23 protein-coding genes and 1 tRNA gene are annotated in these 26,217 nt (G+C 69.9%); 11 read left to right on the forward strand and 13 right to left on the reverse strand.

The window, feature by feature from the left end; translation table 11 throughout:
• Positions 1-10: 10 nt before the first annotated feature.
• Positions 11-421 (reverse strand): PRC-barrel domain-containing protein, encoded by a 411-nt coding sequence (locus EOE66_RS10400; protein WP_128228621.1) that lies wholly within the window; start codon positions 419-421, stop codon positions 11-13.
• A 177-nt stretch (positions 422-598) separates the two neighbouring features.
• Here EOE66_RS10400 and EOE66_RS10405 point away from each other — a divergent pair, with 177 nt between their 5' ends.
• Positions 599-1,012, forward strand: coding sequence for a DUF2177 family protein (locus EOE66_RS10405; protein WP_128228622.1), 414 nt, complete (start codon positions 599-601; stop codon positions 1,010-1,012).
• 76 nt (positions 1,013-1,088) lie between these two features.
• Here EOE66_RS10405 and EOE66_RS10410 read toward each other — a convergent pair.
• The 3 genes from EOE66_RS10410 to EOE66_RS10420 form a co-directional block, all read right to left on the reverse strand.
• Positions 1,089-1,165 (reverse strand) — tRNA-Val (locus EOE66_RS10410).
• Positions 1,166-1,233: 68 nt separating this feature from the next.
• Positions 1,234-3,501 carry a RelA/SpoT family protein gene (locus EOE66_RS10415; RefSeq protein ID WP_375137472.1) on the reverse strand — a complete coding sequence of 756 codons (2,268 nt, stop codon included), beginning with the start codon at positions 3,499-3,501 and terminating at the stop codon, positions 1,234-1,236.
• Complete coding sequence (locus tag EOE66_RS10420) at positions 3,498-4,364, reverse strand: alpha/beta fold hydrolase (RefSeq protein ID WP_128228623.1); 867 nt, start codon at positions 4,362-4,364, stop codon at positions 3,498-3,500. The genes EOE66_RS10415 and EOE66_RS10420 overlap by 4 nt, the downstream gene beginning before the upstream one ends.
• 65 nt (positions 4,365-4,429) lie before the next feature.
• Between EOE66_RS10420 and EOE66_RS10425 the strand changes: the two genes are divergently transcribed.
• The gene (locus EOE66_RS10425) at positions 4,430-5,200 is read left to right on the forward strand and encodes a 3-hydroxybutyrate dehydrogenase (protein ID WP_128228624.1); all 771 of its coding nucleotides are present in this window, start codon (positions 4,430-4,432) and stop codon (positions 5,198-5,200) included.
• A gap of 15 nt (positions 5,201-5,215) precedes the next feature.
• Here EOE66_RS10425 and EOE66_RS10430 read toward each other — a convergent pair whose 3' ends face one another.
• Positions 5,216-5,992 carry an SIMPL domain-containing protein gene (locus EOE66_RS10430; protein ID WP_128228625.1) on the reverse strand — a complete coding sequence of 259 codons (777 nt, stop codon included), beginning with the start codon at positions 5,990-5,992 and terminating at the stop codon, positions 5,216-5,218.
• Positions 5,993-6,154: 162 nt separating this feature from the next.
• On the opposite strand from EOE66_RS10430, the gene ompR reads away from it, so the two are divergent.
• Genes ompR through EOE66_RS10450 form a run of 4 tightly spaced genes read left to right on the forward strand, consistent with a single transcriptional unit; the run spans position 6,155 to position 9,036 of the window.
• Positions 6,155-6,889 (forward strand): osmolarity response regulator transcription factor OmpR, encoded by a 735-nt coding sequence (gene ompR, locus EOE66_RS10435; protein ID WP_054139894.1) that lies wholly within the window; start codon positions 6,155-6,157, stop codon positions 6,887-6,889.
• A gap of 41 nt (positions 6,890-6,930) precedes the next feature.
• The gene (locus tag EOE66_RS10440; RefSeq protein WP_245478989.1) at positions 6,931-8,280 is read left to right on the forward strand and encodes an ATP-binding protein; all 1,350 of its coding nucleotides are present in this window, start codon (positions 6,931-6,933) and stop codon (positions 8,278-8,280) included.
• Positions 8,281-8,311: 31 nt separating this feature from the next.
• Positions 8,312-8,770: a DUF2778 domain-containing protein gene (locus tag EOE66_RS10445; RefSeq protein WP_128228626.1), complete on the forward strand. Its 459-nt coding sequence runs from the start codon at positions 8,312-8,314 to the stop codon at positions 8,768-8,770.
• Positions 8,767-9,036 carry a hypothetical protein gene (locus EOE66_RS10450; protein ID WP_128228627.1) on the forward strand — a complete coding sequence of 90 codons (270 nt, stop codon included), beginning with the start codon at positions 8,767-8,769 and terminating at the stop codon, positions 9,034-9,036. Before EOE66_RS10445 ends, EOE66_RS10450 begins: the two co-directional genes overlap by 4 nt.
• Positions 9,037-9,039: 3 nt before the next feature.
• Here the strand turns inward: EOE66_RS10450 and ispF are convergent, their stop codons facing one another.
• Together ispF and ispD are read right to left on the reverse strand one after the other, a co-directional pair.
• A complete protein-coding gene (gene ispF, locus EOE66_RS10455; RefSeq protein WP_128228628.1) occupies positions 9,040-9,543 on the reverse strand; it encodes a 2-C-methyl-D-erythritol 2,4-cyclodiphosphate synthase in 504 nt (167 codons plus the stop codon).
• Between the two features lie 19 nt (positions 9,544-9,562).
• Positions 9,563-10,267 (reverse strand): 2-C-methyl-D-erythritol 4-phosphate cytidylyltransferase, encoded by a 705-nt coding sequence (ispD, locus tag EOE66_RS10460; RefSeq protein WP_128228629.1) that lies wholly within the window; start codon positions 10,265-10,267, stop codon positions 9,563-9,565.
• 125 nt (positions 10,268-10,392) lie between these two features.
• Between ispD and mfd the strand changes: the two genes are divergently transcribed.
• Positions 10,393-13,833 (forward strand): transcription-repair coupling factor, encoded by a 3,441-nt coding sequence (gene mfd / locus EOE66_RS10465; protein ID WP_128228630.1) that lies wholly within the window; start codon positions 10,393-10,395, stop codon positions 13,831-13,833.
• Between the two features lie 49 nt (positions 13,834-13,882).
• On the opposite strand, the gene EOE66_RS10470 is transcribed toward mfd, so the two are convergent.
• The gene (locus EOE66_RS10470) at positions 13,883-14,293 is read right to left on the reverse strand and encodes a VOC family protein (protein ID WP_128228631.1); all 411 of its coding nucleotides are present in this window, start codon (positions 14,291-14,293) and stop codon (positions 13,883-13,885) included.
• Positions 14,294-14,435: 142 nt separating this feature from the next.
• On the opposite strand from EOE66_RS10470, the gene serB reads away from it, so the two are divergent.
• A complete protein-coding gene (gene serB, locus EOE66_RS10475; RefSeq protein ID WP_128228632.1) occupies positions 14,436-15,173 on the forward strand; it encodes a phosphoserine phosphatase SerB in 738 nt (245 codons plus the stop codon).
• A 33-nt stretch (positions 15,174-15,206) separates the two neighbouring features.
• Here the strand turns inward: serB and EOE66_RS10480 are convergent, their stop codons facing one another.
• From EOE66_RS10480 to EOE66_RS10500, 5 genes are all read right to left on the reverse strand, one after another.
• A complete protein-coding gene (locus EOE66_RS10480) occupies positions 15,207-16,235 on the reverse strand; it encodes a hypothetical protein (RefSeq protein WP_128228633.1) in 1,029 nt (342 codons plus the stop codon).
• A 124-nt stretch (positions 16,236-16,359) separates the two neighbouring features.
• Positions 16,360-18,429 (reverse strand): alpha/beta hydrolase family protein, encoded by a 2,070-nt coding sequence (locus EOE66_RS10485; protein WP_128228634.1) that lies wholly within the window; start codon positions 18,427-18,429, stop codon positions 16,360-16,362.
• A gap of 88 nt (positions 18,430-18,517) precedes the next feature.
• Positions 18,518-19,576: an extracellular solute-binding protein gene (locus EOE66_RS10490; RefSeq protein ID WP_128228635.1), complete on the reverse strand. Its 1,059-nt coding sequence runs from the start codon at positions 19,574-19,576 to the stop codon at positions 18,518-18,520.
• A gap of 132 nt (positions 19,577-19,708) precedes the next feature.
• Complete coding sequence (gene hrpA / locus EOE66_RS10495; RefSeq protein WP_128228636.1) at positions 19,709-23,644, reverse strand: ATP-dependent RNA helicase HrpA; 3,936 nt, start codon at positions 23,642-23,644, stop codon at positions 19,709-19,711.
• 39 nt (positions 23,645-23,683) lie between these two features.
• A complete protein-coding gene (locus EOE66_RS10500; protein ID WP_128228637.1) occupies positions 23,684-24,067 on the reverse strand; it encodes a VOC family protein in 384 nt (127 codons plus the stop codon).
• A 115-nt stretch (positions 24,068-24,182) separates the two neighbouring features.
• On the opposite strand from EOE66_RS10500, the gene argA reads away from it, so the two are divergent.
• The 3 genes from argA (at position 24,183) to EOE66_RS10515 (ending at position 26,215) form a co-directional block, all read left to right on the forward strand.
• Complete coding sequence (gene argA, locus EOE66_RS10505) at positions 24,183-25,520, forward strand: amino-acid N-acetyltransferase (protein ID WP_128228988.1); 1,338 nt, start codon at positions 24,183-24,185, stop codon at positions 25,518-25,520.
• Positions 25,521-25,534: 14 nt separating this feature from the next.
• On the forward strand, positions 25,535-25,807 hold the full coding sequence (locus EOE66_RS10510) for an oxidative damage protection protein (RefSeq protein ID WP_128228638.1): 273 nt from the start codon (positions 25,535-25,537) through the stop codon (positions 25,805-25,807).
• Between the two features lie 93 nt (positions 25,808-25,900).
• The gene (locus tag EOE66_RS10515; protein ID WP_128228639.1) at positions 25,901-26,215 is read left to right on the forward strand and encodes an H-NS histone family protein; all 315 of its coding nucleotides are present in this window, start codon (positions 25,901-25,903) and stop codon (positions 26,213-26,215) included.
• Positions 26,216-26,217 lie beyond the last annotated feature (2 nt).

Here is a 26,217-nt window from a genome sequence, read left to right on the forward strand (position 1 = left end):
CGGCCCGCGCTCACTCGGCCGGGTAGGGCGTGCCGTAGAACTTGTGCACGCCACTGGCCCAGGCGCGATCGGACATCGCCGGCCAATGGTCTGGGTCGAAGCCCGGCGCGTCTTTCAGGGTGGCCTTGGGCACGTCGAGCGTGAAGCGCTTGTTCGCGGTGTCCAGCTTGAGCGCGGCCCAGGGCACGGCGAAGAGCTTGTCGCCCATGCCGAGCAGGCCACCGAATGAAAGAACAGCGTAGGCGACCTTGCCGGTGCTCATCTCGATCATGAACTCCTTGATGTCGCCCAGGTCTTCGCCGTCCTTGTTGCAGACGTCGTTGCCCAGCAGGGTGTTGGCGCCCATCAGGGCCGGCCCTGGCCCGCTGCTGCTGTCCGTGGGCAGGATGACGGGGCTGCGTGTGTTGTCGATGGTGTTCATGCGGTGTCCTTGGCGGTGGGTGTAGGCAGCCCAGAACCGGGTTGGCCCTGGCGCTAGCCACCGACCATAGGCACCGAGCTGGTGAAGGTCTGTGGGCCAACGCACCCCGGCCGCTTCCAACCTGGCCCCATGATGTGCGGCAGGGGCCTGCGCGCATGGGCCCGCAACGAGGCCTGCATGAAGAGATTCACCACCGCCTACGCCGGCACTGCCGCCGTGATGCTGCTGCTGGACGCGCTGTGGCTCGGCCTCATTGCGCAGCCTCTGTACGCCCAGCAGCTCGGCCACCTGCTGGCCGACGAACCGCGCTTCGGCGTGGCCGCGCTGTTCTACCTGCTGTACGCGCTGGGCGTGGTGATCTTCGCCGTGGCGCCGCACAGCGGCGGCGCCACGCGGAAGACGACCCTCGGCCGGGCCGCGCTTTTCGGTTTCTTCGCCTACGCCACCTACGACCTCACGAACCTGGCCACGCTGCGCGACTGGCCACTGGGCCTGAGCCTGATCGACATTGCCTGGGGCACCGTCATCAGCACGGCCTCGGCAGCAGGCGGCAAGGCAGCGATGGACAGGTGGGCGCGGGTGGCGGGCTGAACCAGCGCGGACGCTCGAACCGGCCAAGAAAAAGCACCTGGCGTTGCCGCGAGGTGCTTTTTTCTTCTACCGAATTTGGTAGGCGCGATTGGACTCGAACCAACGACCCCCACCATGTCAAGGTGGTGCTCTAACCAGCTGAGCTACGCGCCTGGGGAAGCCTGTGACTATACATCAAGTTTTTCAGGGCTCCAGCGCCCGGGCCTGAGGCCCCCGGCCCTTCAACGCCGCCGCGCGTGACGCACGCCCGGCACGCGCGCCAGGTGCGCCAGCACCGGGCCCAGGCGCGCCGCGTCGGTGGCTTCCACGGTGAAGGTCATCCACGCGGTGCTGCCGTCCTTGGCGCTCTGCGTGTTGACGCCCGTCACGTTGACCTTCTCTTTTGCGAACACCTCGCCGATGTCGCGCAGCAGCCCGCCGCGATCGGCGGCTTCGATGACCACGTCCATGGGGTAGACCGCGGCCTTGTCGCCGCCGGGCTTGCCCCAGGCGACCTCGATCACCCGACCCGGCGAGGTCTGCGCCATCTGGCGCAGGTTGCTGCAATCGGCGCGGTGCACGGCCACGCCCTTGCCGCGGGTGACGAAGCCGCAGATGGCGTCGGGCGGCGCGGGCCGGCAGCATTTGCCCAGCGTGGTGAGCAGCGAATCCATGCCCACCACCAGCACGCCGCCGCGGCCGCCGCCGGCCTCGGCGCGCGAGCGGTGCAGGTGCAGCTTGTCGTCTTCCGGGCCGGGCTCGGCGGGCTTGAGCAGGTTCTCGATGTTGCGCAGCGAGTACTCGTCCTTGCCCACCACCTCGAACAAGGCCTCGGCGCTCTTGAAGCCCAGGCGCTCGGCCAGCGCCTGGCGCTCCAGCGCCGTGCTGCCCAGACGCTGCAGCAGCTTTTCCACCGCCTCTCGACCGCGCGCGACGGTCTGCGCCATCTGCTCGGCGTTGAACCAGGCGCGCACCTTGGCCTTGGCGCGCGGGCTGGCCAGGTAGTGCAGTTCGGGGTTGAGCCAGTCCATCGACGGCCCGCCCTCCTTCACCGCCACCACCTCCACGGTCTGGCCCGATTGCAGCGGCGTGCTCAGCGGCACCATGGCGCCGTCGACCTTGGCACCGCGGCAGCGGTGGCCCAGGTCGGTGTGCAGCGCGTAGGCGAAGTCCACCGGCGTGCCGCCCACGGGCAGGTCGATGATGGTGGCCTGCGGGGTGAAGACGTAGATGCGGTCGCTCTCCACGCCCCGCGCCGCGGCGCCCCCGCTTGCCGCCTGGCCTTGCCCCTGCGCGGAGAAGTCTCGCTCCCAGGCCAGCAGTTCGCGCAGCACGGCCTTGCGGGCCTCGGCCACGCGGTCTTCGAACTCGCCCGCCGCGCTGACGCCGGCGTAGCCCTTCACGCCCGCTTCCTTGTACATCCAGTGCGCGGCAACGCCGTGCTCGGCGTGCTCGTGCATGGCGCGGGTGCGGATCTGCACTTCGAGCGGCCGGCCGTCAGCGCCGCGCACCACGGTGTGCAGGCTCTGGTAGCCGTTGGGCTTGGGGCGTGCGATGTAGTCGTCGAACTCGCCGTCCACCGGCGCCCAGGCCTCGTGCACGCGGGCCAGCGCCATGTAGCAGGCCGGCACGTCGTCCACCACCACGCGCAGTGCGCGTGTGTCGAACACCCGCTCGAAGGGCAGTTGCTTGCCCTGCATCTTCTTCCAGATGCTGTACAGGTGCTTGGGCCGGCCCTGCACATCGGCACGCAATCCTGCACCGGCCAGCAGCGCGGCCAGCGCCTCGCGCGCGGCGGCCACGCCTTGCTCACGTTCGGCCCGTTTCTCGTCCACCAGCTGCGCGATGCGCTGGTACTCCTGCGGCTGCAGGAAGCGGAAGGACAGATCCTCCAGCTCCCACTTGATCTGCCAGATGCCCAGCCGGTTGGCCAAGGGCGCAAAGACCTGCAGGGATTCGGTAGCCAGCGCCTCGGGGCAAGGCCGCTTGCTGGCGGCATGCCAGCGCAGCGTCTGCAGCCGCGAGGCCAAGCGCAGCAGCACCACGCGCAGGTCGCGGCTGAAGGCCAGCAGCATCTTGCGCACGCGCTCGGTCTGCTGGCCCTGCAGGCCCTCACCCGGCGGCGCATTGCGCGCAGCCCGCTGGATCTGCACCAGCTTGCGTGTGAGTGTCACCAGGCTGGCGTAGCTTTCGCCGAAGGCCTTGTGCACCACCTCTTCGGGGCGCTGCAGGAAGTCACCCGCGTAGACGAGGTAGGCCGCCGCGCACAGCGCCGGCCCGCCGCCAATGTGGCGCAGCACCTCGGCCGTGCCGTCGGCATGCGCGTAGGCGTCTTCGCCGGTGTCCAGCACCTGACCGGCCAGCAGCGGCTCGGCAAAGGCGCGGGCGCGCTGCACGGGGTCGGCCATTCCCTCGGTCATTCCCTCGGTCATTCCCTCGGGCAGCGCACCGCTGGCCAGGTGCACGATGGCCGCGGCACCGCCGGGCGTGGCGGTGTCGTCGGTCTTCACGGGCCGAGCAGGAAGGCGCGCACCACGGCGCGCTGGTCGTCGGCCACCAGCGTGGGCGCGTGGCCCACGCCGGGCAGCGTGTGCAGTTGCGCGCGCGGGCCGCGCTGCGTCATCGCCAAGGCGGTTTCGGGCGACAGCAGGTCGCTCTCGGCACCGCGCAGCAACAGGGTCGGCGCGGTGATGCGGTCGTAGGCGGCCCAGAGCGCGGCTTCGCCGGCAGCGGCCACCTCGCCCGTGACGGCGCGGAAGGGCACGGCAATGCCCGGGTCGTAGTGCGGCTTGAAGCCGGCACCGTCGGCCTTGAGCTGCGGGCGCGTGAGCGCCAGCCACTGCTCGCGCGTGTGCGGGCCGAAGCCCTGCGAGATGGCCCACAGCGCATCGGCCGCGGCCTCCACCGTGGGCCAGTGCGCCGGCACACCCACATAGGTGCCGATGCGCTGCAGCGCGCTGGCCTGCAAGGCCGGGCCGACATCGTTGAGCACCAGGCGCCGCACCGGGCTGCCGGGCAGCGAAGCCAGCATCAGGCCGATGAGCCCACCCATGGACGTGCCCACCCAGTCGACCTGCGGCACGTTCAGGCGCGCCACCAGCGTCACCATGTCGGCAACGTAGGTGGGAATGCCGTAGCCGGCGGGGTCGGCCAGCCCATCGCTTTGCCCACGGCCCACCACGTCGGGGCAGACCACGCGGTACTCGCTGCTGAGTTCGCGCGCCAGGGTGTCGAAGTCGCGCCCCTGGCGCGTGAGGCCGTGCACGCAGACCAGCACACGCGGGTTGTCGGCCGCGCCCCATTCCCAGTAGGCCATGCGGTGCAGGCCACGGGCACTCAGGCATTGCACATGGGCCAGGCGCGGTTCGGTCATGGTGGGGTCAGGCGGGCATGGGAATAATGGCTTCATCGTATCAACCACCGCTCAAGGCCCCCAGCATGCTCAACGGAAAGACCGCCCTCGTCACCGGCTCCACCAGCGGCATCGGCCTGGGCATCGCCAAGACCCTGGCGCTGCACGGTGCGCGCGTGATGATCAACGGCTTCGGCGATGTCGAAGCGGCGCTGGCCCAGGTGCGTGAACACGACCCCGAGGCCGCCTACCACGGTGCCGACATGAGCAAGCCGGCCGAGATCGAGGCCATGGTGCGTGCCTGCGAGCAGCAGCTCGGCAGCTGCGACATCCTCGTCAACAACGCCGGCATCCAGTTCGTGGCGCCGGTGGAAGATTTCCCGGTGGAACGCTGGGACGCCATCATCGCCATCAACCTGAGCTCGGCTTTCCACACCATGCGCGCCGCCCTGCCCGGCATGCGCGCGCGCAACTGGGGCCGCATCATCAACGTGGCCTCGGCCCACGGCCTGGTGGCCTCGGCCAACAAGAGCGCCTACGTGGCCGCCAAGCACGGCATCGTTGGCCTGACCAAAGCCGCGGCGCTGGAGACGGCCACCACCGGCATCACCGTCAACGCCATCTGCCCGGGCTGGGTGCTGACCCCGTTGGTGCAGAAGCAGGTGGACGCGCGCGCCGCCGCCGAGGGCGTCAGCAACGAAGAGGCCAAGCGCCGCCTGCTGGCCGAGAAGCAGCCCTCGCTGCAGTTCACCACGCCGGAAGAGCTGGCCGAGCTGGCGGTCTTCCTTTGCAGCCCGGCGGCGCAGAACGTGCGCGGCCAGGCCTGGGCGGTGGACGGGGGGTGGACCGCGCAGTGAAGGCGCCCTGCCCGCTCACTTCACCAGCTGCACGCTGCCGCTGACGGTGGCGCTCACCAGCTGCTTGCCGGCTTCCACCGGCAGCGCGGCGTCTTCCATGTTCACGGCGCGCGCGCTGAAGGCGCGCGGCGCAGCGGCCATGGCCATGGGCTGCGAGCCGTCGCTGCCCACGTTCACCTCGCGCAACGTGTAGCTGCCGAAGCCGAACTGCCGGCTCACCGATTCGGCCCGCGCGCGGAAGCTGGCGATGGCCTGGGCGGCCACCTCGCCTTCCACCTTGTCGCGCGCCTCGCGCGAGAGCGAAAAGCCCACACGGGCGATGGTGAGCGACTGCACGCGCGAGGTGAGTTGCGCGATGGCCTGCACGTCGCGCCCTTCGACGATCAGCTCGGTGCGGCCCTGCCAGCCGTTGATGGCGCCGGGCATGCCGGGCGTCCTCGGGTTGGGCGGCGCATAGCGCGGCGTGAGCGAGAAGCTGCCGGTCTGCACCTGCACCTGGCCGGGCTTGGCCGATTTGCGGGCCTCGACCAGCGCCGCATCCAGCGCCTGCTTGAGCTGTGTCTGCACTGCTGCAGGGTCGGTGCCCTCACGCGTGGTGGAGAACACCACCGTCAGCCAGTCCATCGTCACCTCCACGCTGGCCGTGGCCGAGAGGTTCACCACGTTCTGCGGCGGGGGCAGCACCTGCGCCTGGGCCACGCCGCCCAGCAAGGCCAGGCTGCAGGCGGCCAGCGCACGGGCGCGGCGCGGGGTGGCGGTGAACAAGGCAGGCAGGGTCGAGTTGGTCTTCATGGTTTCCTGGAAGGGCCCAGGCCGGGCCGTTGGTGACGCTGCCGCTTGGAGCGCGCGGGCGTCGATTGGTGCGCCGAAAGACTTGTAACAGATGGTCAGGCCCCCGCCGGACCCGCCGGCCGAGCCCCCCACAATGCGGCTGTTACAAATTCGGGAGCTCCCATGACCCCACCCGCGAACGCCAGGCCTGACCGCATCGTGGTCGTCGACGACGACGCGCGCATCCGCGACCTGCTGCGCCGCTATCTGGCGCAGGAAGGCTTCGACGTGCTGCTGGCCGAGGACGCCAAGGCGCTGAACCGGGTGCTCACGCGCGAGACGGTCGACCTCATCGTGCTCGACCTGATGCTGCCGGGCGAAGACGGTCTGAGCATCTGCCGCCGCCTGCGCGCCGCCAACGACCAGACGCCCATCATCATGCTCACGGCGAAGGTAGAAGACGTCGACCGCATCGTCGGCCTGGAGGTGGGCGCCGACGACTACCTGCCCAAGCCCTTCAACCCGCGCGAGCTGCTGGCGCGCATCCACGCCGTGCTGCGCCGCCGCCCTGCGCCCGAGGCCCCCGGCGCGCCCAGCAAGGAAGCCCAGGTCGTCAACTTCGGGCCCTTCGAGTTCGATCTCAGCCTGCGCCGCCTCAGCAAGAACGGCGAGCAGATCGCACTCACCACCGGCGAGTTCAGCATGCTCAAGGCCCTGGTGCGCCACCCACGCCAGCCGCTCAGCCGCGACAAGCTGGCACAGCTGGCACGCGGCCGCGAGTTCGAGCCCTTCGACCGCAGCCTGGACGTGCAGATCAGCCGCCTGCGCAAGATGCTGGAGCCCGACCCGGCGCAGCCGCGCTACATCCAGACCGTGTGGGGCGTGGGCTATGTCTTCGTGCCCGATGGCGCCAACTGAACCCGGCCCTGCCGGGCTGACCCTGAGCCGCTGACGCCACCGTGGCACGCCGCAAACCGCTGGGCCTGAGTCTCTTCTGGCGCACCTTCTTCCTGCTGGCGCTGCTGCTCGCTGGGGGGGTGTTCGCGTGGCTGCAGACGCTGCGCGCGCTGGAGCTCGAGCCGCGCGCCGTGCAGGCCGCGCAACAGACCGCGGGCCTGGTGAACCTGGCGCGCGCAGCGCTCAAGACGTCGGACGGCATCAGCCGCGTGGCCTTGCTCAAGAGCCTGACGGCCGAAGACGGCGCGCGCGTCACGCCCCGCGAGCCCAAGGACACCTGGGAGACCTTCGAGACCGACCGCTTCTCGCGCCGCGTGGGGCAGGAGCTGCGCAGCGTGCTCGGCGAAGACGCCATCGCCGCACGCAGCGTCAACGGCGTCAAGGGCTTGTGGGTGGGCTTCTCCATCGAGCGCGAGCGCGACAAGACGCGCGATTTCTTCTGGCTGCAGGCCGGCCCTGCGCACGAGGCCGGGGTCAACCGCGAGACCCTGCTCACCTGGACGGGCATTGCCTTCTTGGCCACGCTGGTGGGCTCGGTGGCCATCGCCAGCCTGATCAACCGGCCGCTGAAGCAGCTGAGCTTCGCGGCCAGCCGCATCCGCGAAGGCGACCTCGATTCACGCCTGGACGAAAACACGCTGACCAGCGAGATCCGCGAGGTCAACATGGGCTTCAACCGCATGGCGCGTGAACTCGCGCGCGTGGAGGAAGACCGCGCGGTGATGCTGGCCGGCATCAGCCACGACCTGCGCACACCGCTGGCGCGGCTGCGGCTGGAAACCGAGATGAGCGTCGAGGACGAAGAGGCCAAGCGCAACATGGCCATGGACATCGACCAGCTCGACGCCATCATCGACAAGTTCATGGACTACGCGCGGCCCGGCGATTCGCAGCTGCGCCCGGTGCTGGTGTCGCCGCTGATCGACCGCGAGGCCTCGCTCTTCCGTGACCCGAGCCAGATCCGCATCACCTCGCGCGTGGCCATCGACCTGCAGGTGCTGGCCGACGAGACCGAACTCGCGCGCGTCTTCCTCAACCTCTTCGAGAACGCCCGCCGCTACGGCCGCGGCACCGACACCGGCGTGGCCGAGGTGATGATCACCTACGTGAAGACCGGCCCCTGGGCCATCATCAGCGTGCGCGACCACGGCTCGGGCGTGGCGCCCGAAAAGCTCTCGCAGCTGACCACGCCTTTCTTCCGCGGCGACGCCGCGCGCACGGCCGCCACGGGCGCCGGCCTGGGGCTGGCCATCGTCGAGAAATCGATGCAGCGCATGGGTGGCACGCTCGAACTCGCCAACGCCTCCGACGGCGGGCTGGTGGCCCACCTCCGGCTCAAGCGGGCGATCTGACGCGCCCTGGGCCGCAAGCGGAGAGATTGCGATGCTGATCTGCAGCTTTGTCCTGAATGGCAAGCCCCTGACGAAGTTGCGCATCGGCGCCAAGTCCTTCGATGCCTTCTCGGGCATGGGCGCCTATGTCAACCAGCGGCAGCACGCTTGCGTGCAGGGCCGCGGGCCGATTCCGCCGGGCAGCTACTACATCATCGACCGCGAGTCCGGCGGCCTGCTGGGGCCACTGCGCAACCTCTTCAGCGACCGCAGCGAGTGGCTGGCGCTGTACGCCGACGACGGCAGCGTGGACGACGTGGTGAAGTGCGACGACATCGCGCGCGGCAACTTCCGCCTGCACCCGAAAGGCCCGCTGGGCATCAGCGAAGGCTGCATCACGATCGAGAAGCCCATCGAATTCAACCTCGTGCGCAGCCTCATCCGCAGCGAGAAGCTGCAGGCCATCCCGGGCAGCACGCTCAAGGCCTACGCCAAGGTGCTGGTGACATGAAGCGCTGGGCCGCCCACGCGGCCAGCGTGGCGGCCGCTGCGGTGCTGGCGCTCTTGCTCGCGCGCTACTGGTACGCGCGGCCCGAACACTTCCCAGCGCCCTTGCGGCAGCTGGGCCAGCAATTGCTGGAAGCGCATGAAGCCCGCGGCGCCGAAGCGGCGGCGGATATGGAAGCGCTGTTCATCGCCGCCGTGGCCTTCGTGCCGGCCTTGGCCGCGGTGCTGCTGCTGCGCTGGGCCTGGCGGCGCTGGCGCGGCGCGCGCTGAAGCTCAGCCTGTCACCGGCGGCTCGCGCCACAGCAAGGCGACAGCGCGCGTCTCGATGGCGCGGCCCTCGCCCACCGGGCCCATCTTCTCGGCCGTCTTGGCCTTCACGTTCACCGCGTCCAGGCCCAGGCCCAGCGCCTCCGCGATGCGCTGGCACATGGCCGGGATGTGCGGCGCCATCTTCGGCGCCTGCGCGACGATGGTGCTGTCGACGTTGACGATCTGGTAACCCGCCTCGCGCACTCGGCGCGCGGCCTCGGTGAGCAGCACCACCGAATCGGCACCCCGGAACTCGGCCGCGGTGTCGGGGAAGTGGCGGCCGATGTCGCCCAGGGCCGCGGCACCCAGCAAGGCGTCGGTGATGGCGTGCAGCAGCGCGTCAGCGTCTGAATGGCCGAGCAGGCCGTGCGTGTGCGGGATGGTCACGCCGCCCAGCACCAGCGGGCGGCCGGTGACGAGCTGGTGGGTGTCCCAGCCTTCGCCGATGCGGAGTTGGAGCGGGTTCATGCGGGGGCCAGGGTGCGGTTCAGGGGCGGCTCGCCAGCAGGCGCTCGGCCAGGGCGAAATCGGCCGGCCAGGTGAGCTTGAAGTTTTCCAGCTCACCGGGCACGAGCTGGGGCGCCAGGCCCAGGGCTTCGATGGCGCTGGCTTCGTCGGTCACGTTCACGCCGGTGGCGGCGGCCTCGTGCAGCGCGCGCTGCAGCAGGCCCAGGCGGAACATCTGCGGCGTCTGCGCCAGCCACTTGGCGCTGCGGTCCAGCGTGGCGTTGACTCGGTCATCGGGGCCGGCGGCCTTCAGCGTGTCGGCCAGCGGCAGGGCCAGCAGGCCGCCGATGGCGTCGCCCACGCAGGCTTCGATCAGGCGCTGCACGGCGGCCGGCTGCAGCAGGCAGCGGGCGGCGTCGTGCACCAGCACCCAGTCGTGCTCGGCCACGCCTTGCGCACGCAGCGCCTGCAGACCGGCGGCCACGCTGTCGGCACGCGTGGCGCCGCCGGTGCGGGTGATCCAACCGGCGAAGTCAGGGGCGTGGGCTTCGAACTGCGTGTCTTCCGGCGAGAGCACCACCAGCGTCTGCGCCAGTTGCGGCACGGCGGCCAGCGCGGCCAAGGTGTGCGCCACCACGCTGCGGCCGGCCACGGTGCTGTACTGCTTGGGCCCGCCCTGCCCGGCCCGCAGGCCGACACCTGCGCAGGGCACCAGGGCAAAACAGCGGGCAGCCAGCTCGTTCATGGGGGCGGATTCTAGAATTGGCCCCATCCAAGCCCCGCCATGCCCGCTGCGTTCAAGCCCCGCAGCGGCGTGCCGGGGCTGCTGCCGTTGACGGGCCCCTTTTTCCGAGCATTTCCGCGAGCCACATGCACATCCCCCACATCGCGCCAGGCAAACGCTTCAGCCTGCCCCGCCCCACGGGCAGCGCCGACGCGCTGCTGCTGGCCCGCGCGGCGCAACGCCACGCCGAGGCGAAACGCCTGCTGGCCATCTTCACCGCCGAGCCGGCCGACACCCAGCGCCTGGCCGACGAACTGCCGTTCTTCGCGCCGGGCCTGCGCGTGGCCGTCTTCCCCGACTGGGAGACCCTGCCCTACGACACCTTCAGCCCGCACCAAGACCTGATCAGCGAGCGCCTGGCCACGCTGTGGCGCATCCACAGCGGCGAGGTCGACGTGGTGCTGCTGCCGGCGAGCACGGCGCTGACGCGGCTGTCGCCGCCGTCCTTTTTGGCCGGCACCACCTTCCAGTTCAAGCAGAAGAGCCGGCTCGACGAAGCCAAGCTCAAGAGCCAGCTCACGCTGGCCGGCTACCAGCACGTGAGCCAGGTGGTGAGCCCGGGCGAGTACGCGGTGCGCGGCGGCCTGATCGACCTCTTCCCCATGGGCAGCCTGGTGCCCTACCGCGTGGACCTGTTCGGCGACGAGGTCGACAGCATCCGCACCTTCGACCCCGACAGCCAGCGCAGCCTCTACCCCGTGCCCGAGGTGCGCCTGCTGCCCGGCCGCGAGTTCCCGATGGACGAGGCCGCGCGCAAGGCCTTCCGCGCGCGCTGGCGCGAGCAGATCGAGGGTGACCCCACGCGCTGCCGCGTCTACAAGGACATCGACACGGGTCTCGCCAGCGGCGGCATCGAGTACTACCTGCCGCTGTTCTTCGACAGCCCCGGCACCATCTTCGATTACCTCGGCGAGAACGCCGCGCTGGTGCTGCATGGCAACGTCGACGAGGCGCTGGAAGGCTGGTGGAAAGACACGCGCGAGCGCCACCGCTTCCTGCAGCACGACCCGGAGCGGCCCATCCTGCCGCCGGCCAGCCTCTTCATGCCGGCGGAAGAGTTCTTCACGCGCACGCAGGCCCACGCCACGCTGGCGCTGCGCGGCAAAGAGCCCGTGGAGTGGGCCCGCCCGCTGCCCGACCTGAGCATCGACCGCGGCGCCACCGAGCCGCTGCACAAGCTGCACCAGCACATCAACCTGGGCGCGCACCGCGTGCTGCTGGTGGCCGAAAGCGACGGCCGCCGCGAGAGCCTGCTGGAGCTGCTGCGCGACAACAAGCTCAGCGTGCCGGCGGCCGATTCGCTGCAGGAGTTTCTGGACGGCCCCGAGAAAGTGGCCATCGCCACCACGCCGCTGGCCGAAGGCTTCCACTGGCACGACGCCGAGGCCGGCGTGTCGGTGCAGTTCGTCACCGAGACCGAACTCTTCGCCACCACGCGCGAAGCGCGCCGCCGCCGCAAGCAGGAGCAGACCAGCAGCGTCGATGCACTCATCAAGGACCTGTCGGAGCTGAAGGTCGGCGATCCCGTGGTGCACATGAACCACGGCATCGGCCGCTACCAGGGGCTGAAGAACATCGACCTCGGCGAAGGCCTGTCGGAGTTCCTGCACCTGGAGTACGCCGACAAGGCCACGCTGTATGTGCCGGTGAGCCAACTGCACCTGATCAGCCGCTACACCGGCGTGAGCGCCGAAGAAGCGCCGCTGCACAAGCTGGGCAGCCCGCAGTGGGACAAGGCCAAGCGCAAGGCCGCCGAACAGGTGCGCGACACCGCGGCCGAGCTGCTGAACCTCTACGCCCGCCGCGCCGTACGCGAGGGCTACGCACACCGCTTCAGCGCGCACGACTACGAGGCCTTCGCCACCAGCTTCGGCTTCGAGGAGACGGCCGACCAGCGTGCCGCCATCCACGCCGTCATCCAGGACATGGTGAGCCCCCGGCCCATGGACCGCCTGGTCTGCGGCGACGTGGGCTTCGGCAAGACCGAGGTCGCCTTGCGCGCAGCCTTCGTCGCCGTGATGAGCGGCAAGCAGGTGGCCATCCTCGCGCCCACCACGCTGCTGGCCGAGCAGCACTACCAGACGCTGGTCGACCGCTTCGGCAAGTGGCCGGTGAAGATCGCCGAGATGTCGCGCTTCCGCACACCGAAGGAGGTGAAGGCGGCCATCGACGGCATCACCGACGGCACGGTGGACATCGTCGTCGGCACGCACAAGCTGCTGAGCCCCGACGTCAAGTTCAACCGCCTCGGCCTGCTCGTCATCGACGAAGAGCACCGCTTCGGCGTGCGCCACAAGGAGGCGATGAAGGCCTTCCGCGCCGAGGTGGACGTGCTCACGCTCACCGCCACGCCCATCCCACGCACCTTGGGCATGGCGCTGGAAGGATTGCGTGATCTCAGCGTGATCGCCACCGCGCCGCAGCGCCGCCTGGCCATCAAGACCTTCGTGCGCAGCGAGGGCAGCAGCGTGATCCGCGAGGCCGTGCTGCGCGAGCTCAAGCGCGGCGGCCAGGTCTACTTCCTGCACAACGAGGTGGAGACCATCGAGAACCGGCGCCAGAAGCTGCTGGAGCTGCTGCCCGAGGCGCGCATCGCCATCGCGCACGGCCAGATGCCCGAACGTGAACTGGAAAGCGTCATGCGCGATTTCGTGGCCGGGCGCCACAACGTGCTGCTGTGCTCGACCATCATCGAGACCGGCATCGACGTGCCGAGCGCCAACACCATCGTCATCAGCCGCGCCGACAAGTTCGGCCTGGCTCAGCTGCACCAGCTGCGCGGGCGCGTGGGCCGCAGCCACCACCAGGCCTACGCCTACCTGCTGGTGCCCGACGTGGAAGGGCTCACCAAGCAGGCCGGCATGCGGCTGCAGGCGATTCAAGACATGGAAGAACTGGGCAGCGGCTTCTACCTCGCCATGCACGACCTGGAGATCCGCGGCGCCGGCGAGGTGCTGGGCGAGAACCAGAGCGGCAACATGATGGAGGTGGGCTTCCAGCTCTACAACGAGATGCTCAGCGAGGCCGTGCGCAGCCTCAAGGCCGGCAAAGAGCCCGACCTGCTGAACCCGATGTCGGCCACCACCGAGATCAACCTGCACGCGCCCGCGCTCTTGCCCGACGCCTACTGCGGCGACGTGCACACGCGCCTGAACCTCTACAAGCGCCTGGCCTCGGCCGAGAAGCCCGAGACCATCGACACGCTGCTCGAAGAGATCACCGACCGCTTCGGCAAGCTGCCGCCGCAGGGCCAGACACTCTTCGACACGCACCGCCTGCGCGTGCTGGCCAAGCCCTATGGCGTGCAGAAGATCGATGCCGGCCCGAAGCTGATGAACATCACCTTCCGGCCGCAGGCGCCCATCGACCCGCAGCGCATCATCGAGCTGGTGCAGAAGAACCGTGTGATCAAGCTCGCCGGCAACGACAAGCTGCGCATCGAGCGTGAGATCAGCCAGCCTGCCGACCGCGCGCACTACCTCCGCGACCTGCTCAAGCACCTGGGGCCGGTGCGGGCGGCGGCCTAGGCCGCAGGCGCCCAGGCCGGCAGCGCAGCCTGGGCAAGCGCCCGGGGCGTCAGAACTGTGCGGGTGCCGCGGCTTCGTCCATGTAGAACACCTCCCACTGGTGGCCGTCGGGGTCGGCGAAGCCGTGCTGCACCATGAAGCCCATGTCCTGCTTGTCGTTGGGCACGGTGCCGCCGGCGGCGCGCGCTTTCGCGACAACTTCGTCCACTTCGGCGCGGCTGTCCACCTGCAGCGCCAGCAGCACCTCGGTGGTGGCGGTGGCATCGGCCACTGGCAGCTTCGTGAAACCCTGGAAGAAGGGCCGCTGCAGCAGCATGCAGGAGAGGTGCTCGTTCACCACCAGGCAGGCGGCCTGTTCGTTGGTGAAACGCTCATTGAAGCCGAAACCCAGGGCGCTGAAGAAGGCCTGGCTGCGCGGCAGGTCGGCCACGGGCAGGTTGACGAACAGGCTGCGGATCATGTGCGGGGCTCCTTCGGGGCATGACGACCAGACGCCCGGCACCTTCAGCGGCGACGGTGAGGCTTGACGATAGCGCGCCGCGCATCCTGCGCCGGTCTGGCCGTGCCGCCCACCCCGGTCTATCCACTAGCATCGCGCCGCCATGTCAGAAGCCACCGCCCCCACCCTGCCCGCCACCGAAATCGAGCCCGGCCTCTTCGTGCGCGGCCTGCAGCCCCCGCTGCGCCTGCGCGATTTCCGCCTGGTCGCCTTCGACATGGACAGCACGCTGATCAACATCGAGTGCATCGACGAGATCGCGGCCGCCGCCGGCCGCAAGGCCGAGGTGGCCGCCATCACCGAGGCCGCGATGCGCGGCGAGATCGCCGATTACACCGAGAGCCTGCGCCGCCGCCTGGCGCTGCTGCGGGGCGTGCCCGAGCAGGCGCTGGAAGAGGTCTATGCGCAGCGACTGCAGTTGAACCCGGGCGTGGAGACCTTCGTCCAGGCCTGCCGCGCCGCCGGGCTGAAGACCTTGCTGGTCAGCGGCGGCTTCACCTTCTTCAGCGAGCGCATCCACGAACGCCTGGGCCTGGACTTCTCTCGGGCCAATGTGCTGCAGGTGGCCGACGGCCGCCTCACGGGCGAACTGGTGCCGCGGCCCTGGGGCACGGTGGTGGACGGCGCCGAGAAGCGGCGCGTGTTGCTGGAGGTGGCCGAGCTGATGGGCATCGGCCCATCCCAGGCCATCGCCGTGGGCGACGGTGCCAACGACCTGCCGATGATGGGCGCGGCCGGCTGTGCGATCGCGTTCCACGCCAAGCCCAAGGTGCAGGCGCAGGCCCATATCGCCATCACGGCCGGCGGCATGGAGCGCGCCTTGGCGGTGCTGCAGGCCTGATCAACCCCGCCCGGTGGTGCGGGCGGACGCGGCCTACTCGCCGAAGACGAGCTGCACGCGGTGCACGCGTGCGGCGGGCAGCGGCTCGAAGCGCCAGCGCTCCAGGGCCGAGATCACATAGCGGTGCCAGCTGCGCGGCACCGAGGACACGAGCGACACGGAGATCACGCTGCCGTCCTCGCGCAGGAAGAGGTCGGCCAGCACTTCGTTGACGCGCGGGCCGTCGATGAGCACGCGCGTGGGAATGTCGGGCTCGACCATCTTCACCAGGCGCGGTTGAACGGCCGCCGCTGGGGCGGCAGCGGGCTCAGGCCGCGAGATAGCAGGGGCCGCGACCGTGGCCGCCGCCGGCGCCGCCAGGCTGCGGGACAGCGGGGGCGTGGAGCCCGCACCAGCGGCGCCCGCGCCAGCCACCGGCGGGGTGACGGTCGGCACGGGTTCGCTCGAGGCCGGGGCAGGCTGCGCCACCACGGCCGCGCTGGCCGGCGAAGTGAGGGGCACGGCCGGTGCCGCGCTGGCCGGTGCCGACGGGCTCGCGTTCGCTGCGCCGTTGCCCGCCGGTGCAGCCGCCAGTGCAGCGCCTACAGGTGGCGCTGGAGCGCGCTCGGCCAGCGCGGTAGCGCCCAGGGCGGCGGCAATCGGAGCGGCCGCCGGTGTTGCCACAGGGGTGGCGCTGGCCGTGACGATGGGCGGTGTCGCAGGGGCACCGCCGGCTGCCGCTGCACCCAGCGAACGCGTGGCCACGGCCGCAGGGGCCACCACCGCGCGCGCAACAGGACGCACAGGCTCAGGGGCCGCCACGGCAGCAGCCTCGCCCTCGGCCCCACGCCGGCGGATCTTGCTGGCGTTCATGATGACCTTCATGGGGTTGGCAGCCATGCGCTGGGCACGCTCCATCGCCGCCGCGGCTTCAGCGCTCTCGGGCTTGGCGCCCTCGGCCTTCGCGGGTTCGGCCTTCGCGGCTTCGGGCTTGGGAGCAGGCGGTGGTGTCTGCGCCTGGCCGTGGGCTGCCCCGTCGGCGAGTAGCAGAACGCCAAGCAACAAGGCAGCACGCAGGGTCACGAGGTCCTCCGGGACACATCAAGGCGGATGGCCGACAGTCGGGTTCGGGCTTGGGGTGGTAAGCCAGAGCCAGTGCAACCCGCCATTCTAGGGAGCGCCTCGCGCAGGTCTGCAGGGTCTCCCCTTACTTGAGGTGGAGGGCCAGGAAGCGCTCCAGCCGCTGCGCGAAGTCAACGCGGTTCTCCAGGCGCACCCAGCTGTGCCCCTCGTCGAGGTAGACCACGTACTCGGGTTCGCGCCCGGCCTTGCGCAGCGCCTCGCGCATGCGCTCGCCATGCACGATGGGCACACGCCGGTCTTCGGCCCCGTAGCCCAGCAGCAGCGGCGCACGGATCTTGTCGGCGTGCAGCACCGGGCTGATGGCGTCGAACATAGCGGCGTCCTTGACACGGTCGCCCACCAGCAGCGGCAGGGTGAAGAGTCGCGATTCGTCGTCGATGTCGCTGTCGAAACGCCAGTCGTAGCGCACGCGCGGGTCGCTGGGGGCCACCCAGGCGGCGCCGCAGCGGTAGAGCTCGGGGTGGCGGATCAGGCCCATCAGCGTGGAATACCCGCCATGGCTGCCGCCGGCAATGCACACGCGCCGGCCATCGACCTGCCCGCTCTTCACGGCCCAGAGCACGGCGTCGGCGATGTCGTCCTGCATGGCCTGGCCGAACTGCTTCCAGCCGGCGCGGTACAGGCGCTGGCCGTAGCCGGTGCTGGCGCGGTACTCGGGTTCGATCACGGCGTAGCCGCGCGAGGCCAGGAACTGCGGGTAGGCGTCCCACTCCCAGTAACGGCCCCGCACCCAAGGGCCGCCATGCACCAGCACCACGGCCGGCAGCGCGCCCTGGGCGCCGGCGGGGCGGGTCACCCACACCGGGAACTCCAGCCCGTCGCGGGCCTTGATGCGGTGGAAGTCGGTGGTGGCCATGCGGGCCGGGTCCACGCGCGGGCGCACGGCGCCCAGCGCGCGCCAGCGCTTCTGCGCCGGCCAGTAGACGCCGATCTGGCCGGGATGGCGGTCGGAATAACTGCGGACCAACACCGTCATCTCGGGGCCGCTGCAAGGGCTGCAGCTCAGTCGGTTGATGAGGCCCGGCAGGCGTTGGTCGAGCTCGGCCTGCACCGCCGCCATGCCGGCGTCGAACCACACGGTGGTCTGCGCGTCGGTGGTGACGCGCAAGCCCAGAGCGCGCCCACCATCGCCCTCGGTGACGAGTTGCCCCGTGAAGTCGAAACCCGGGGTGTCGAGCACGGGCGTGGCTTCGGGTGCGCCGGTCTGGAAATTGAAGCGCGTGAGTTGCGCGCGTGACTCGGCCCCTGCACTGCGCGTGATCCACAGCGCGCCGCTGGCGTCCACGAAGCGCGGCACCCAGGGCAGCTCGAAGCTCGGCGCGTCCAGAAGCTGGCGCCACTGCGCCTGGCCGGCATCACGCCACAAGAAGCGGCTGCGCCCCTGGTGGCGCGTCATCACCGCACGCGGTTGGCCATCAGGCTCGAACCACCAGTCCTGCACGTGCGGCGGCAGGCCTTGCGAGAGGTTGGTGGTGCGGCCGCTCAGCACGTTCAGGCGCTTGGCCAGGGTACCCTGCGGTTGGCCAGACTCGGAGTAGAGGTCTTCTCCGACGATCACCTCTTCGCCAGGGCCCGGCGGCACGTGCAGCAGGCTGTGGCGCGGCGACAGCGCGCGCGAAGGCAGCCGGCCGCTGCCGACCTCTTGCTCCCACTGCGTGCGGATCAGCTCACGCAGGCCCTGGCCGTTGCGGTTGACGCTGAACAGCCCGGCACCGAAACGCTGGTCGCCGCTGCCAGCCTGGCTGTCGATCACGCTGAAGACCAGCACCTCGTCGTTGACCCAGTGGAACTCGGAGATGTCGGCGTCGCGCATGCGCGCGGCCACGCCCAGCGGCTTCCAGGCCTGCAGATCGAAGATGACGAGCCCGGTGCGGGTGCTGCCTGCACGCGAGCCCAGCGCCATCCAGCGGCCCGAGGGCGAGAGCTTGGCCTCGCCGAGCTCGGGCCGCTCGAAGAACAGGGCAGGCGGCGGCAGTTCGGCGGCCGATGGCGCGGTGGCCGGGGCCGGTGCTTGCGCCCTGGCGGCCCCAAAGGCCAAGAGTGCGGCAACGGCCGTGAAGATCTTGAAGGTGCTGCAGGCCTGGCCCAGCAAGCCGCCGGCCCGTCCGGCCCCGATGGGAGCGGTGCGTGTCATCGTCGTCCTCCTCTTGTCGATCGTGACGACGCAAGGATAGTGCGCGCGACAGCCCGGCCGGCCGGCGGGACTTCAGCCCTTCATCTCTTCACTTGAAGCCGACGCGGTCGAGCATCTGCTGCACCTGCGCGGTGTTGGCGCCGACCTTGGCGATGGGCACCGTCTCGGCCTTGAAGCGGCCCAAGGCGGTGAGCGCGGCGTTGGCCGGCACGGAAGCCACCACCGGGTACTCGTTGTTGCCGTCGGCGAAGTAGCGCTGCGCGCTGTCGCTGGCCAAGTACTCCAGGAACTGCACCGCGGCCTCGCGGTTCTTGGCGTTCTTCGCCACCGCGGCGCCGGCGATGTTGACGTGCGTGCCCCAGCTGGCCTGGTTGGGGAAGACCAAGCCCACCTTCTCGACCACGGCGCGGTCTTCGGGCTTGCTCGAACGCGCCATGCGCGCGAAGTAGTAGGTGTTGGTGATGGCCACGCCGCACTCGCCGCTGGCCACGCCCCTGATCTGGTCGGTGTCGCCGCCTTTGGGTTGGCGCGCCATGTTGGCCACCAGGCCCTTCAGCCAGGCTTCGGTGCCGGCCGCGCCCAGGTGCTCGAGCATGCTGCCGAAGAGGCTGAGGTTGTAGGGGTGCGAACCGCTGCGCACACACAGCTGGTCCTTCAGGCCGGGCGCGGCCAGCTTTTCATAGGTGTCGACATCGCTGGCCTTCAAGCGGGCCTTGTCGTACACCACCACGCGGCCGCGGGTGGAGATGCCGAACCACTGCGCGCCCTGGGCGCTGACACCCCCGCGAAACTGCGCCGGGATGCGCTGCTCGAGCACGGCCGACTTCACGGGCTGGAACAGGCCTTCCTGCTCGCCGCGCCACAGGCGCGCGGCATCCACCAGCAAGATGAGGTCGGCGGGGCTGGCCGAGCCTTCGGCCTTCAGGCGCGCCAGGATGCCGGCGTCGTCGGCTTCCACGCGGTTGATGCGGATGCCCGTGGCCTTGGTGAAGTTCTCGTACAGCGCTTCGTCGGTCTGGTAGTGGCGTGCACTGTAGAGGTTGAGCACCTTCTCTTGCGCCTGCACGGCAGGTGCGAGGGCGGCCACGGCCAGCGTGGCGGTGGCCAGGCGGCAGAACGATCGGGCGACGGAACGGACGAGGGACATGGTCGGGTGCGGCAGCGCCGCCAGAGCCTGAAGAGACGCATATCTTAATGCGAATGATTCGCAGAAAGCTTTGACCATGCTCAAAGATCCGGGAAAACGCGGCCCCGGGCGGCGCAGCCGACGGGTGGGCGTTCAAGCCTCGATCTGCGCCCAGGCTTTGTCCAGCCGCTTCACGCTGACGGGCTGCGGCGTGCGCAGCTCCTGCGCGAATAGGCTCACCCGCAGCTCTTCCAGCAGCCAGCGGTACTCGTCCAGCCGTGCGTGCGGCGCGCCGCGCAGGTCGGCCAGCTTGCGCTGCCAGCGCTGCTGCAAGGGCCGCAGCTCGGCCAGGCGGGCGGCGTCACGGGCCGGGTCGGCCCGCAGCTTGTCCAGGCGCAGCACCACGGCCTTCAGGTAGCGCGGCAGGTGCTGCAGCGCGGCCCAGTCGGTGTCCATCAGGAAGCGTTTGCCGACCAGGCGCTGCAGCTGTGCGGCGATGTCCTCCTGCACCTCGCGCGGCGGTTTGCTGTCTTTCAGCTTGCGCTGCGCCGCGGCATGTTCGGCCAGCACCACACCGGCCTGGCGCGCCACCTCGGCCGCGATCAGGTTCAGGCGCGTGCGGCCTTCGGCCACGCGCGCGTTGAAGCTGCGCTCATCGGCCGGCAGCGGGTCGGCCAGGAAGGCGCGGTCGACCGCCAGGTCGATGATCTGCTGGCGCAGCTCTTCCAGCGTGCCCAGGCTCAGGTAGGCGCCGCCCATGGCGGTGAGCCCGGGGATGTTCTTTTCCAGGTACTTCAGCGGTTCCTTGATCTGCAGGGCCACCAGCCGGCGCAGCCCGGCGCGGTGCTGGGTGGCCGCGGCTTCGGGCTCGTCGAAGACCTCGATCTCGACGTGCGTGCCCTTGTCCAGCAGCGCCGGGAAGCCGATCAGCGTCTGCGCGCCGCGCCGCACTTCCATCAGCTCGGGCAGTTCGCCGAAGGCCCAAGTGGTGTGCTTCGCTGCAGCGGCTGGTGCTGCGGGCGGCGGCGGGGCCACGGCGGCCTGCACGCCGCGTGTGGCCGGCGCTGCCGCTGCGGCCGGTGTCGGGGCGGCCGCGGCGGGGCTCGCGGCCTTCTTCAACACCGCCAGCGCCTGGAAAGCCGTGCGTGCCAGGCCACCCAGCTCGGCCTTCAGGTGCGCCAGATCGCGCCCCATGCCGAGCTGCCGGCCGTGCTCGTCGACGACGCGGAAGTTCATGAACAGGTGCGGGCTCAGCTGCTCCAGCTTGAAGTCGTTGCGCTGCACGGCGATCTGCGTGCGTTCGCGCACGGCCTTCAGCAGCACCTCCATCAGGCTGCCTTGGCCGAAGGTGCTGAGCTCGCAGAACTCGGCCGCGTAGTCGGGCAGCGGCACCAGGCGCGAGCGGGGGCGCTGGTGCAGGGTCTTGCACAGGGCCAGCACCTTGGCGTGCAGCATGCCGGGCACCAGCCATTCGCAGCGCTCGTCGTTCACCTGGTTCAAGGCGTAGATGGGCACCGTCACCGTCACGCCGTCTTTGGCGTCACCCGGTTCGTGCAGGTAGGTGGCAGCGCAGTCGATGCCGCCCAGGCGGATCGCTTTCGGAAAGCTGTCGGTGGTGATACCTGCGGCCTCGTGGCGCATCAGCTCTTCGCGCGTCAGCTGCAGCAGTTGCGGCTGCTTCTTGCTCTCTTCCCGGTACCAGCGCTCCAGGCCCGCGCCGCTGCACACGTCTTTCGGCAGCTGCTGGTCGTAGAAGGCGTGGATCAGTTCGTCGTCCACCAGCACGTCCTGCCGGCGTGCCTTGTGCTCCAGCTCCTGCACCTGCGCGATGAGCTTGCGGTTGTGCGCCAGGAAAGGCAGCCTGGTCTCCCACTCGTCGCCGACCAAGGCCTCGCGGATGAAGATCTCGCGCGCCGCCACCGGGTCGATGCGGCCGTAGTTCACCTTGCGGTTGTTGTAGATGACGATGCCGTAGAGCGTGGCGCGCTCCAGCGCCACCACCTCGGCGGCCTTCTTCTCCCAGTGCGGTTCCAGCAGCTGGGTCTTCAGCAGGTGGCCGGCCAGCGGCGGTATCCATTGCGGCTCGATGGCGGCGATGCCACGTCCGAAGAGCCGCGTGGTCTCCACCAGCTCGGCCGCGACGATCCAGCGCCCGGGCTTCTTGCTCAGGTTCACGCCGGGGTGGCGCCAGAACTTGATGCCGCGCGCGCCGAGGTACCAGTCTTCGTCGTCGCTCTTGCAGCCGATGTTGCCCAGCAGGCCCGCCAGCAGCGAGAGGTGCACCTGCTCGTAGGTGGCCGGCGCCTCGTTCAGGCGCCAGCCGTGTTCGGCCACCACCGTCAGCAACTGGCTGTGGATGTCGCGCCACTCGCGCACGCGGCGCGGGCTGATGAAGGCATCGCGCAGCCTTTGCTCTTGCTGGCGGTTCGTGAGCTTGTGGCTGTCGACCTTGGCCTCGCGTTGGTTCGCGTGGCCGTGCGTGCCACGCCCCTCTTCAATCCACTTCCACAGCTTCAGCGTGCCCATGAACTCGCTGCGCTCGTCGTCGAAGGGCTTGTGGCGTTCGTCGGCCAACTGCGCGCGGTCTTGCGGCCGGTCGCGCACGTCTTGCCCGCTCAGCGCTGCGGCGATCACCAGCACCTCGCTCAGTGCCTGGTGCTTGCGCGCCTCGAGGATCATGCGACCCACGCGCGGGTCCAGCGGCAGGCGGCTGAGCTCCACGCCGATGGGCGTGAGCTCGTTGTCGTCGTCCACGGCGCCCAGCTCGGCCAGCAGCGCGTAGCCGTCGGCAATCGCCTTGCCCGGCGGCGGCTCGACGAAGGGAAAGCTCTCCACCGCGCCCAGGCGCAGCGCCTTCATGCGCAGGATCACGCCGGCGAGGCTGCTGCGCAGGATCTCGGGGTCGGTGAAGCGCGGCCGTCCCTTGAAATCGTCTTCGCCATAGAGGCGGATGCACACGCCGTTGGCCACGCGCCCGCAGCGGCCGGCGCGCTGGCTGGCTGCGGCCTGGCTGATGGCCTCGATCTGCAGCTGTTCGACCTTGTTGCGCCAGCTGTAGCGCTTCACGCGCGCGGTGCCGGCGTCGATGACGTAGCGGATGCCCGGCACCGTCAGCGAGGTCTCGGCCACGTTGGTGGCCAAGACAATCCGCCGGCCGTTGCCGGCTTCGAACACGCGGTCTTGTTCCTGCTGGCTCAGGCGCGCGAAGAGCGGCAGCACTTCGGGCTGCGGCCCACCGTTGGCGTGCTGCAGCAGGTGGCGGCGCAGGTGGTCGGCGGCTTCGCGGATCTCGCGTTCGCCGGGCAGAAACACGAGGATGTCGCCCGGGGCGATGCGCCAGAGTTCATCCACCGCCTCGGCAATCGCGTTGTCGAGATCGAACTCGCGGCTTTCTTCGTAGGGCCGCCAGCGCTGCTCCACCGGGAAGAGCCGGCCGCTGACCATGATCACCGGCGCCGGGCCTTGCCGGCCGGCGAAGTGGTTCGCGAAGCGCTCGGCGTCGATGGTGGCCGAGGTGACGATCACCTTCAGATCAGGCCGCTTCGGCAGCAGCTGCTTGAGGTAGCCGAGCAGGAAGTCGATGTTGAGGCTGCGTTCGTGCGCCTCGTCGATGATGATCGTGTCGTAGGCGCGCAGCAGCGGATCGCGCTCGGTCTCGGCGAGCAGGATGCCGTCGGTCATCAGCTTGACGCTGGCCCCGGGCTGCAGGCGGTCCTGGAAGCGCACCTTGTAGCCGACCACGTCACCCAGCGGGCTGTTCAGCTCTTCGGCGATGCGCTTGGCCACGCTGCTGGCCGCGATGCGGCGCGGCTGCGTGTGGCCGATCAGCCCGCTGCCGCCCTTCTCCCAGTTGCCCAGGCCGCGGCCGAGTTCCAGGCAGATCTTGGGCAGCTGCGTCGTCTTGCCCGAGCCGGTTTCGCCGCAGACGATGACGACCTGGTGCTGCGAGATCGCGCGCGCGATCTCGTCGCGCCGGCTGGAGACCGGCAGCGACTCGGGGTAGGTGATGGGCGGGATGGGCCGCGGCGGCACGCGCGTCGGCGCGCGCGGGGCTGCGGCCGCGGCCGGCTGGGAGGGGGGCGGGTTCACGGGCGGCGGATTATCTCCGCGCCCGGCCCGCGCTGCCGGTCAGCCGGCGCTGTAGGTCATGACGCTGAACACGGCGCCCTGGGGGTCTTGCAGCACCGCCATGCGGCCGACCGTGGGCACGTCCATCGGCGGCACCAGCACCTTGCCGCCGAGGGCCACGCACTTCTCGGCGCTGGCATCGGCATTGTCGACGGTGATGTAAACGCCCCAGTGCGGTGGCGCTGCGGGTGCGCCCGGAAACGGCGCACAGATACCCGCGACCATGCTGTCGCCCAGCGTCGCCAGGCGGTACTCGCCCATGTGCGGGTCGGGGTCCTTGACGGCCCAGCCGAGCAACTCGCCATAGAACGCGGCCGCGGCCGCCGGGTCGGGGGTCGTCAGCTCGCTCCAGCTGAAGGCACCGTGGGTCTTGTAGACGTCCATCGTGAGCTCCTGGGGTCGGTGTCGGCAGGCCCGGCGGGCCGTGCGCGCGGGTGGAGAGGCAGGCATGCTGCTGCACAATCACCGCAGTTGTCGACCCCCTGATGTCGACCCGCCCATGAGCCTCGTCTTCCCGCACACCTTCGTTCCGTGGTTCCGCGCCGTCGCGCCGTACATCCACGCCTACCGCGGCAAGACCTTCGTGGTGGCGCTGGCCGGCGAGGCCATCGCCGCCGGCAAGCTCAACACCTTCGTGCAGGACCTGGCCATCCTGCACGCCATGGGCATCAAACTCGTGCTGGTGCACGGCTTCCGGCCGCAGGTGACCGAACAGCTTGCGGCCAAGGGCCATGTGTCGCGCTACCACCGCGGCATCCGCATCACCGACCCGGTGGCACTCGACGCTGCGCAAGAAGCCGCCGGTCAGCTGCGCTTCGAGATCGAGGCGGCATTCAGCCAGGGCCTGCCCAACACGCCCATGGCCAACGCCACGGTGCGCGTGGTCTCGGGCAACTTCCTCACCGCGCGGCCGGTGGGCATCGTCGACGGCATCGACTTCATCCACAGCGGCCTGGTGCGGCGCGTCGATTCGCTGGCCATCCGCCGCGCCATCGACATCGGCGCGCTGGTGCTGCTGTCGCCCTTCGGCTTCAGTCCCACGGGCGAAGCCTTCAACCTGACGATGGAAGACGTGGCCACGGCCACCGCCATCGCGCTGCAGGCCGACAAGCTGGTCTTCATGACCGAGATGCCCGGCATCCGCGAAGACCAGGCCGACGCCGAAAGCAGCATCGACACCGAGCTCGCGCTGGTGGATGCCAAGCGCCTGCTGGCCGCCCTGCCCCCGCCCACGCTGCCCACCGACACGGCCTTCTACCTGCAGCACTGCGTGAAGGCCTGCGAGGCTGGCGTGGAGCGCAGCCACATCCTGCCCTACGCCACCGACGGTGCGCTGCTGCTGGAGGTGTTCACGCACGACGGCGTGGGCACCATGGTGGTCGACGAAAAGCTGGAGAGCCTGCGCGAGGCCACGAGTGATGACGTCGGCGGCATCCTGCAGCTCATCGAACCCTTCGAGCGCGACGGCACGCTGGTGCGCCGCGAGCGCACCGAGATCGAGCGCGACATCAGCTACTACAGCGTGGTCGAGCACGACGGCATCATCTTCGGCTGCGCCGCGCTCTACCCCTACCCCGAGGCCAAGACCGCCGAGATGGCAGCGCTGACGGTGTCACCGCTGAGCCAGGGCCAGGGCGATGGCGAAAGGCTGCTCAAGCGCATCGAGCAGCGCGCCCGCGCCGGGGGTTTCGACAGTATCTTCGTGCTCACCACGCGCACGATGCACTGGTTCATCAAGCGCGGTTTCACGCCCGTCGACCCGGAATGGTTGCCGGAAGCGCGCAAACGCAAATACAACTGGGACCGGCGCTCGCAGGTGCTGGTCAAGAAACTCTGAAGGAAGAACGTCTCATGGCCCGCATGGTGCAGTGTGTGTATCTCAAGAAGGAAGCCGAAGGCCTGGGTTTCTCGCCCTACCCCGGCGAACTCGGCAAGCGCATCTACGAAAACATCTCGAAAGACGCGTTCGAGGCCTGGAAGAAGCACCAGACGATGCTCGTCAACGAAAACCGCCTGAATCTGGCCGATGCACGCGCCCGGCAATATCTGGCGCGGCAGATGGAGCAGTTCCTGTTTGGCGGTGATGCCGACAAGCCGGCGGGGTATGTGCCACCGGCGGCTTGAGTTTCCGGCGGCCTTCGCAGGGAATATCGGGCGGCGCCGCCGAGGCGCCAACGCGTATATTCCGGTGTCCCCACCTGAACGGAGCTTGCGACCATGGCCCAAGACACCCTGAGCGAATTGCTCGCGCAGAAAGCTGCGCTCGAGCGTCAGATTGCCGAATACCAGCGCGAGCAGCGCAGCGAAGCCATCGCCAAGGTCAGGGCGCTGATGGCGGAATATGGCCTGACGCTGGCCGACATCGGTGCCGCCAAACCCCTGGCGCCGGTGAAGAAGGCCGCCGGCGGCAAGGTCGCCGCGAAGTACCGCAACCCGGCCACCGGCGACAGCTGGAGCGGGCGCGGCCTCAAGCCCAAATGGCTGAGCACCGCCTTGGCGGGTGGCGCCCAGCTCTCGGACTTCGCGGTCTGAGC

The sequence above is a fragment of the Rubrivivax rivuli genome (assembly GCF_004016505.1).
In the GTDB taxonomy this organism is placed as follows: Bacteria; Pseudomonadota; Gammaproteobacteria; order Burkholderiales; family Burkholderiaceae_C; genus Rubrivivax; species Rubrivivax rivuli.

Coding starts and splice junctions, on each gene's coding strand:
- EOE66_RS10400 (WP_128228621.1), bottom strand. CDS start 421: ATGAACACCATCGACAACACACGCAGCCCCGTCATCCTGCCCACGGAC.
- EOE66_RS10405 (WP_128228622.1), top strand. CDS start 599: ATGAAGAGATTCACCACCGCCTACGCCGGCACTGCCGCCGTGATGCTG.
- EOE66_RS10420 (WP_128228623.1), bottom strand. CDS start 4,364: ATGACCGAACCGCGCCTGGCCCATGTGCAATGCCTGAGTGCCCGTGGC.
- EOE66_RS10425 (WP_128228624.1), top strand. CDS start 4,430: ATGCTCAACGGAAAGACCGCCCTCGTCACCGGCTCCACCAGCGGCATC.
- EOE66_RS10430 (WP_128228625.1), bottom strand. CDS start 5,992: ATGAAGACCAACTCGACCCTGCCTGCCTTGTTCACCGCCACCCCGCGC.
- ompR (WP_054139894.1), top strand. CDS start 6,155: ATGACCCCACCCGCGAACGCCAGGCCTGACCGCATCGTGGTCGTCGAC.
- EOE66_RS10445 (WP_128228626.1), top strand. CDS start 8,312: ATGCTGATCTGCAGCTTTGTCCTGAATGGCAAGCCCCTGACGAAGTTG.
- EOE66_RS10450 (WP_128228627.1), top strand. CDS start 8,767: ATGAAGCGCTGGGCCGCCCACGCGGCCAGCGTGGCGGCCGCTGCGGTG.
- ispF (WP_128228628.1), bottom strand. CDS start 9,543: ATGAACCCGCTCCAACTCCGCATCGGCGAAGGCTGGGACACCCACCAG.
- ispD (WP_128228629.1), bottom strand. CDS start 10,267: ATGAACGAGCTGGCTGCCCGCTGTTTTGCCCTGGTGCCCTGCGCAGGT.
- mfd (WP_128228630.1), top strand. CDS start 10,393: ATGCACATCCCCCACATCGCGCCAGGCAAACGCTTCAGCCTGCCCCGC.
- EOE66_RS10470 (WP_128228631.1), bottom strand. CDS start 14,293: ATGATCCGCAGCCTGTTCGTCAACCTGCCCGTGGCCGACCTGCCGCGC.
- serB (WP_128228632.1), top strand. CDS start 14,436: ATGTCAGAAGCCACCGCCCCCACCCTGCCCGCCACCGAAATCGAGCCC.
- EOE66_RS10485 (WP_128228634.1), bottom strand. CDS start 18,429: ATGACACGCACCGCTCCCATCGGGGCCGGACGGGCCGGCGGCTTGCTG.
- EOE66_RS10490 (WP_128228635.1), bottom strand. CDS start 19,576: ATGTCCCTCGTCCGTTCCGTCGCCCGATCGTTCTGCCGCCTGGCCACC.
- EOE66_RS10500 (WP_128228637.1), bottom strand. CDS start 24,067: ATGGACGTCTACAAGACCCACGGTGCCTTCAGCTGGAGCGAGCTGACG.
- argA (WP_128228988.1), top strand. CDS start 24,183: ATGAGCCTCGTCTTCCCGCACACCTTCGTTCCGTGGTTCCGCGCCGTC.
- EOE66_RS10510 (WP_128228638.1), top strand. CDS start 25,535: ATGGCCCGCATGGTGCAGTGTGTGTATCTCAAGAAGGAAGCCGAAGGC.
- EOE66_RS10515 (WP_128228639.1), top strand. CDS start 25,901: ATGGCCCAAGACACCCTGAGCGAATTGCTCGCGCAGAAAGCTGCGCTC.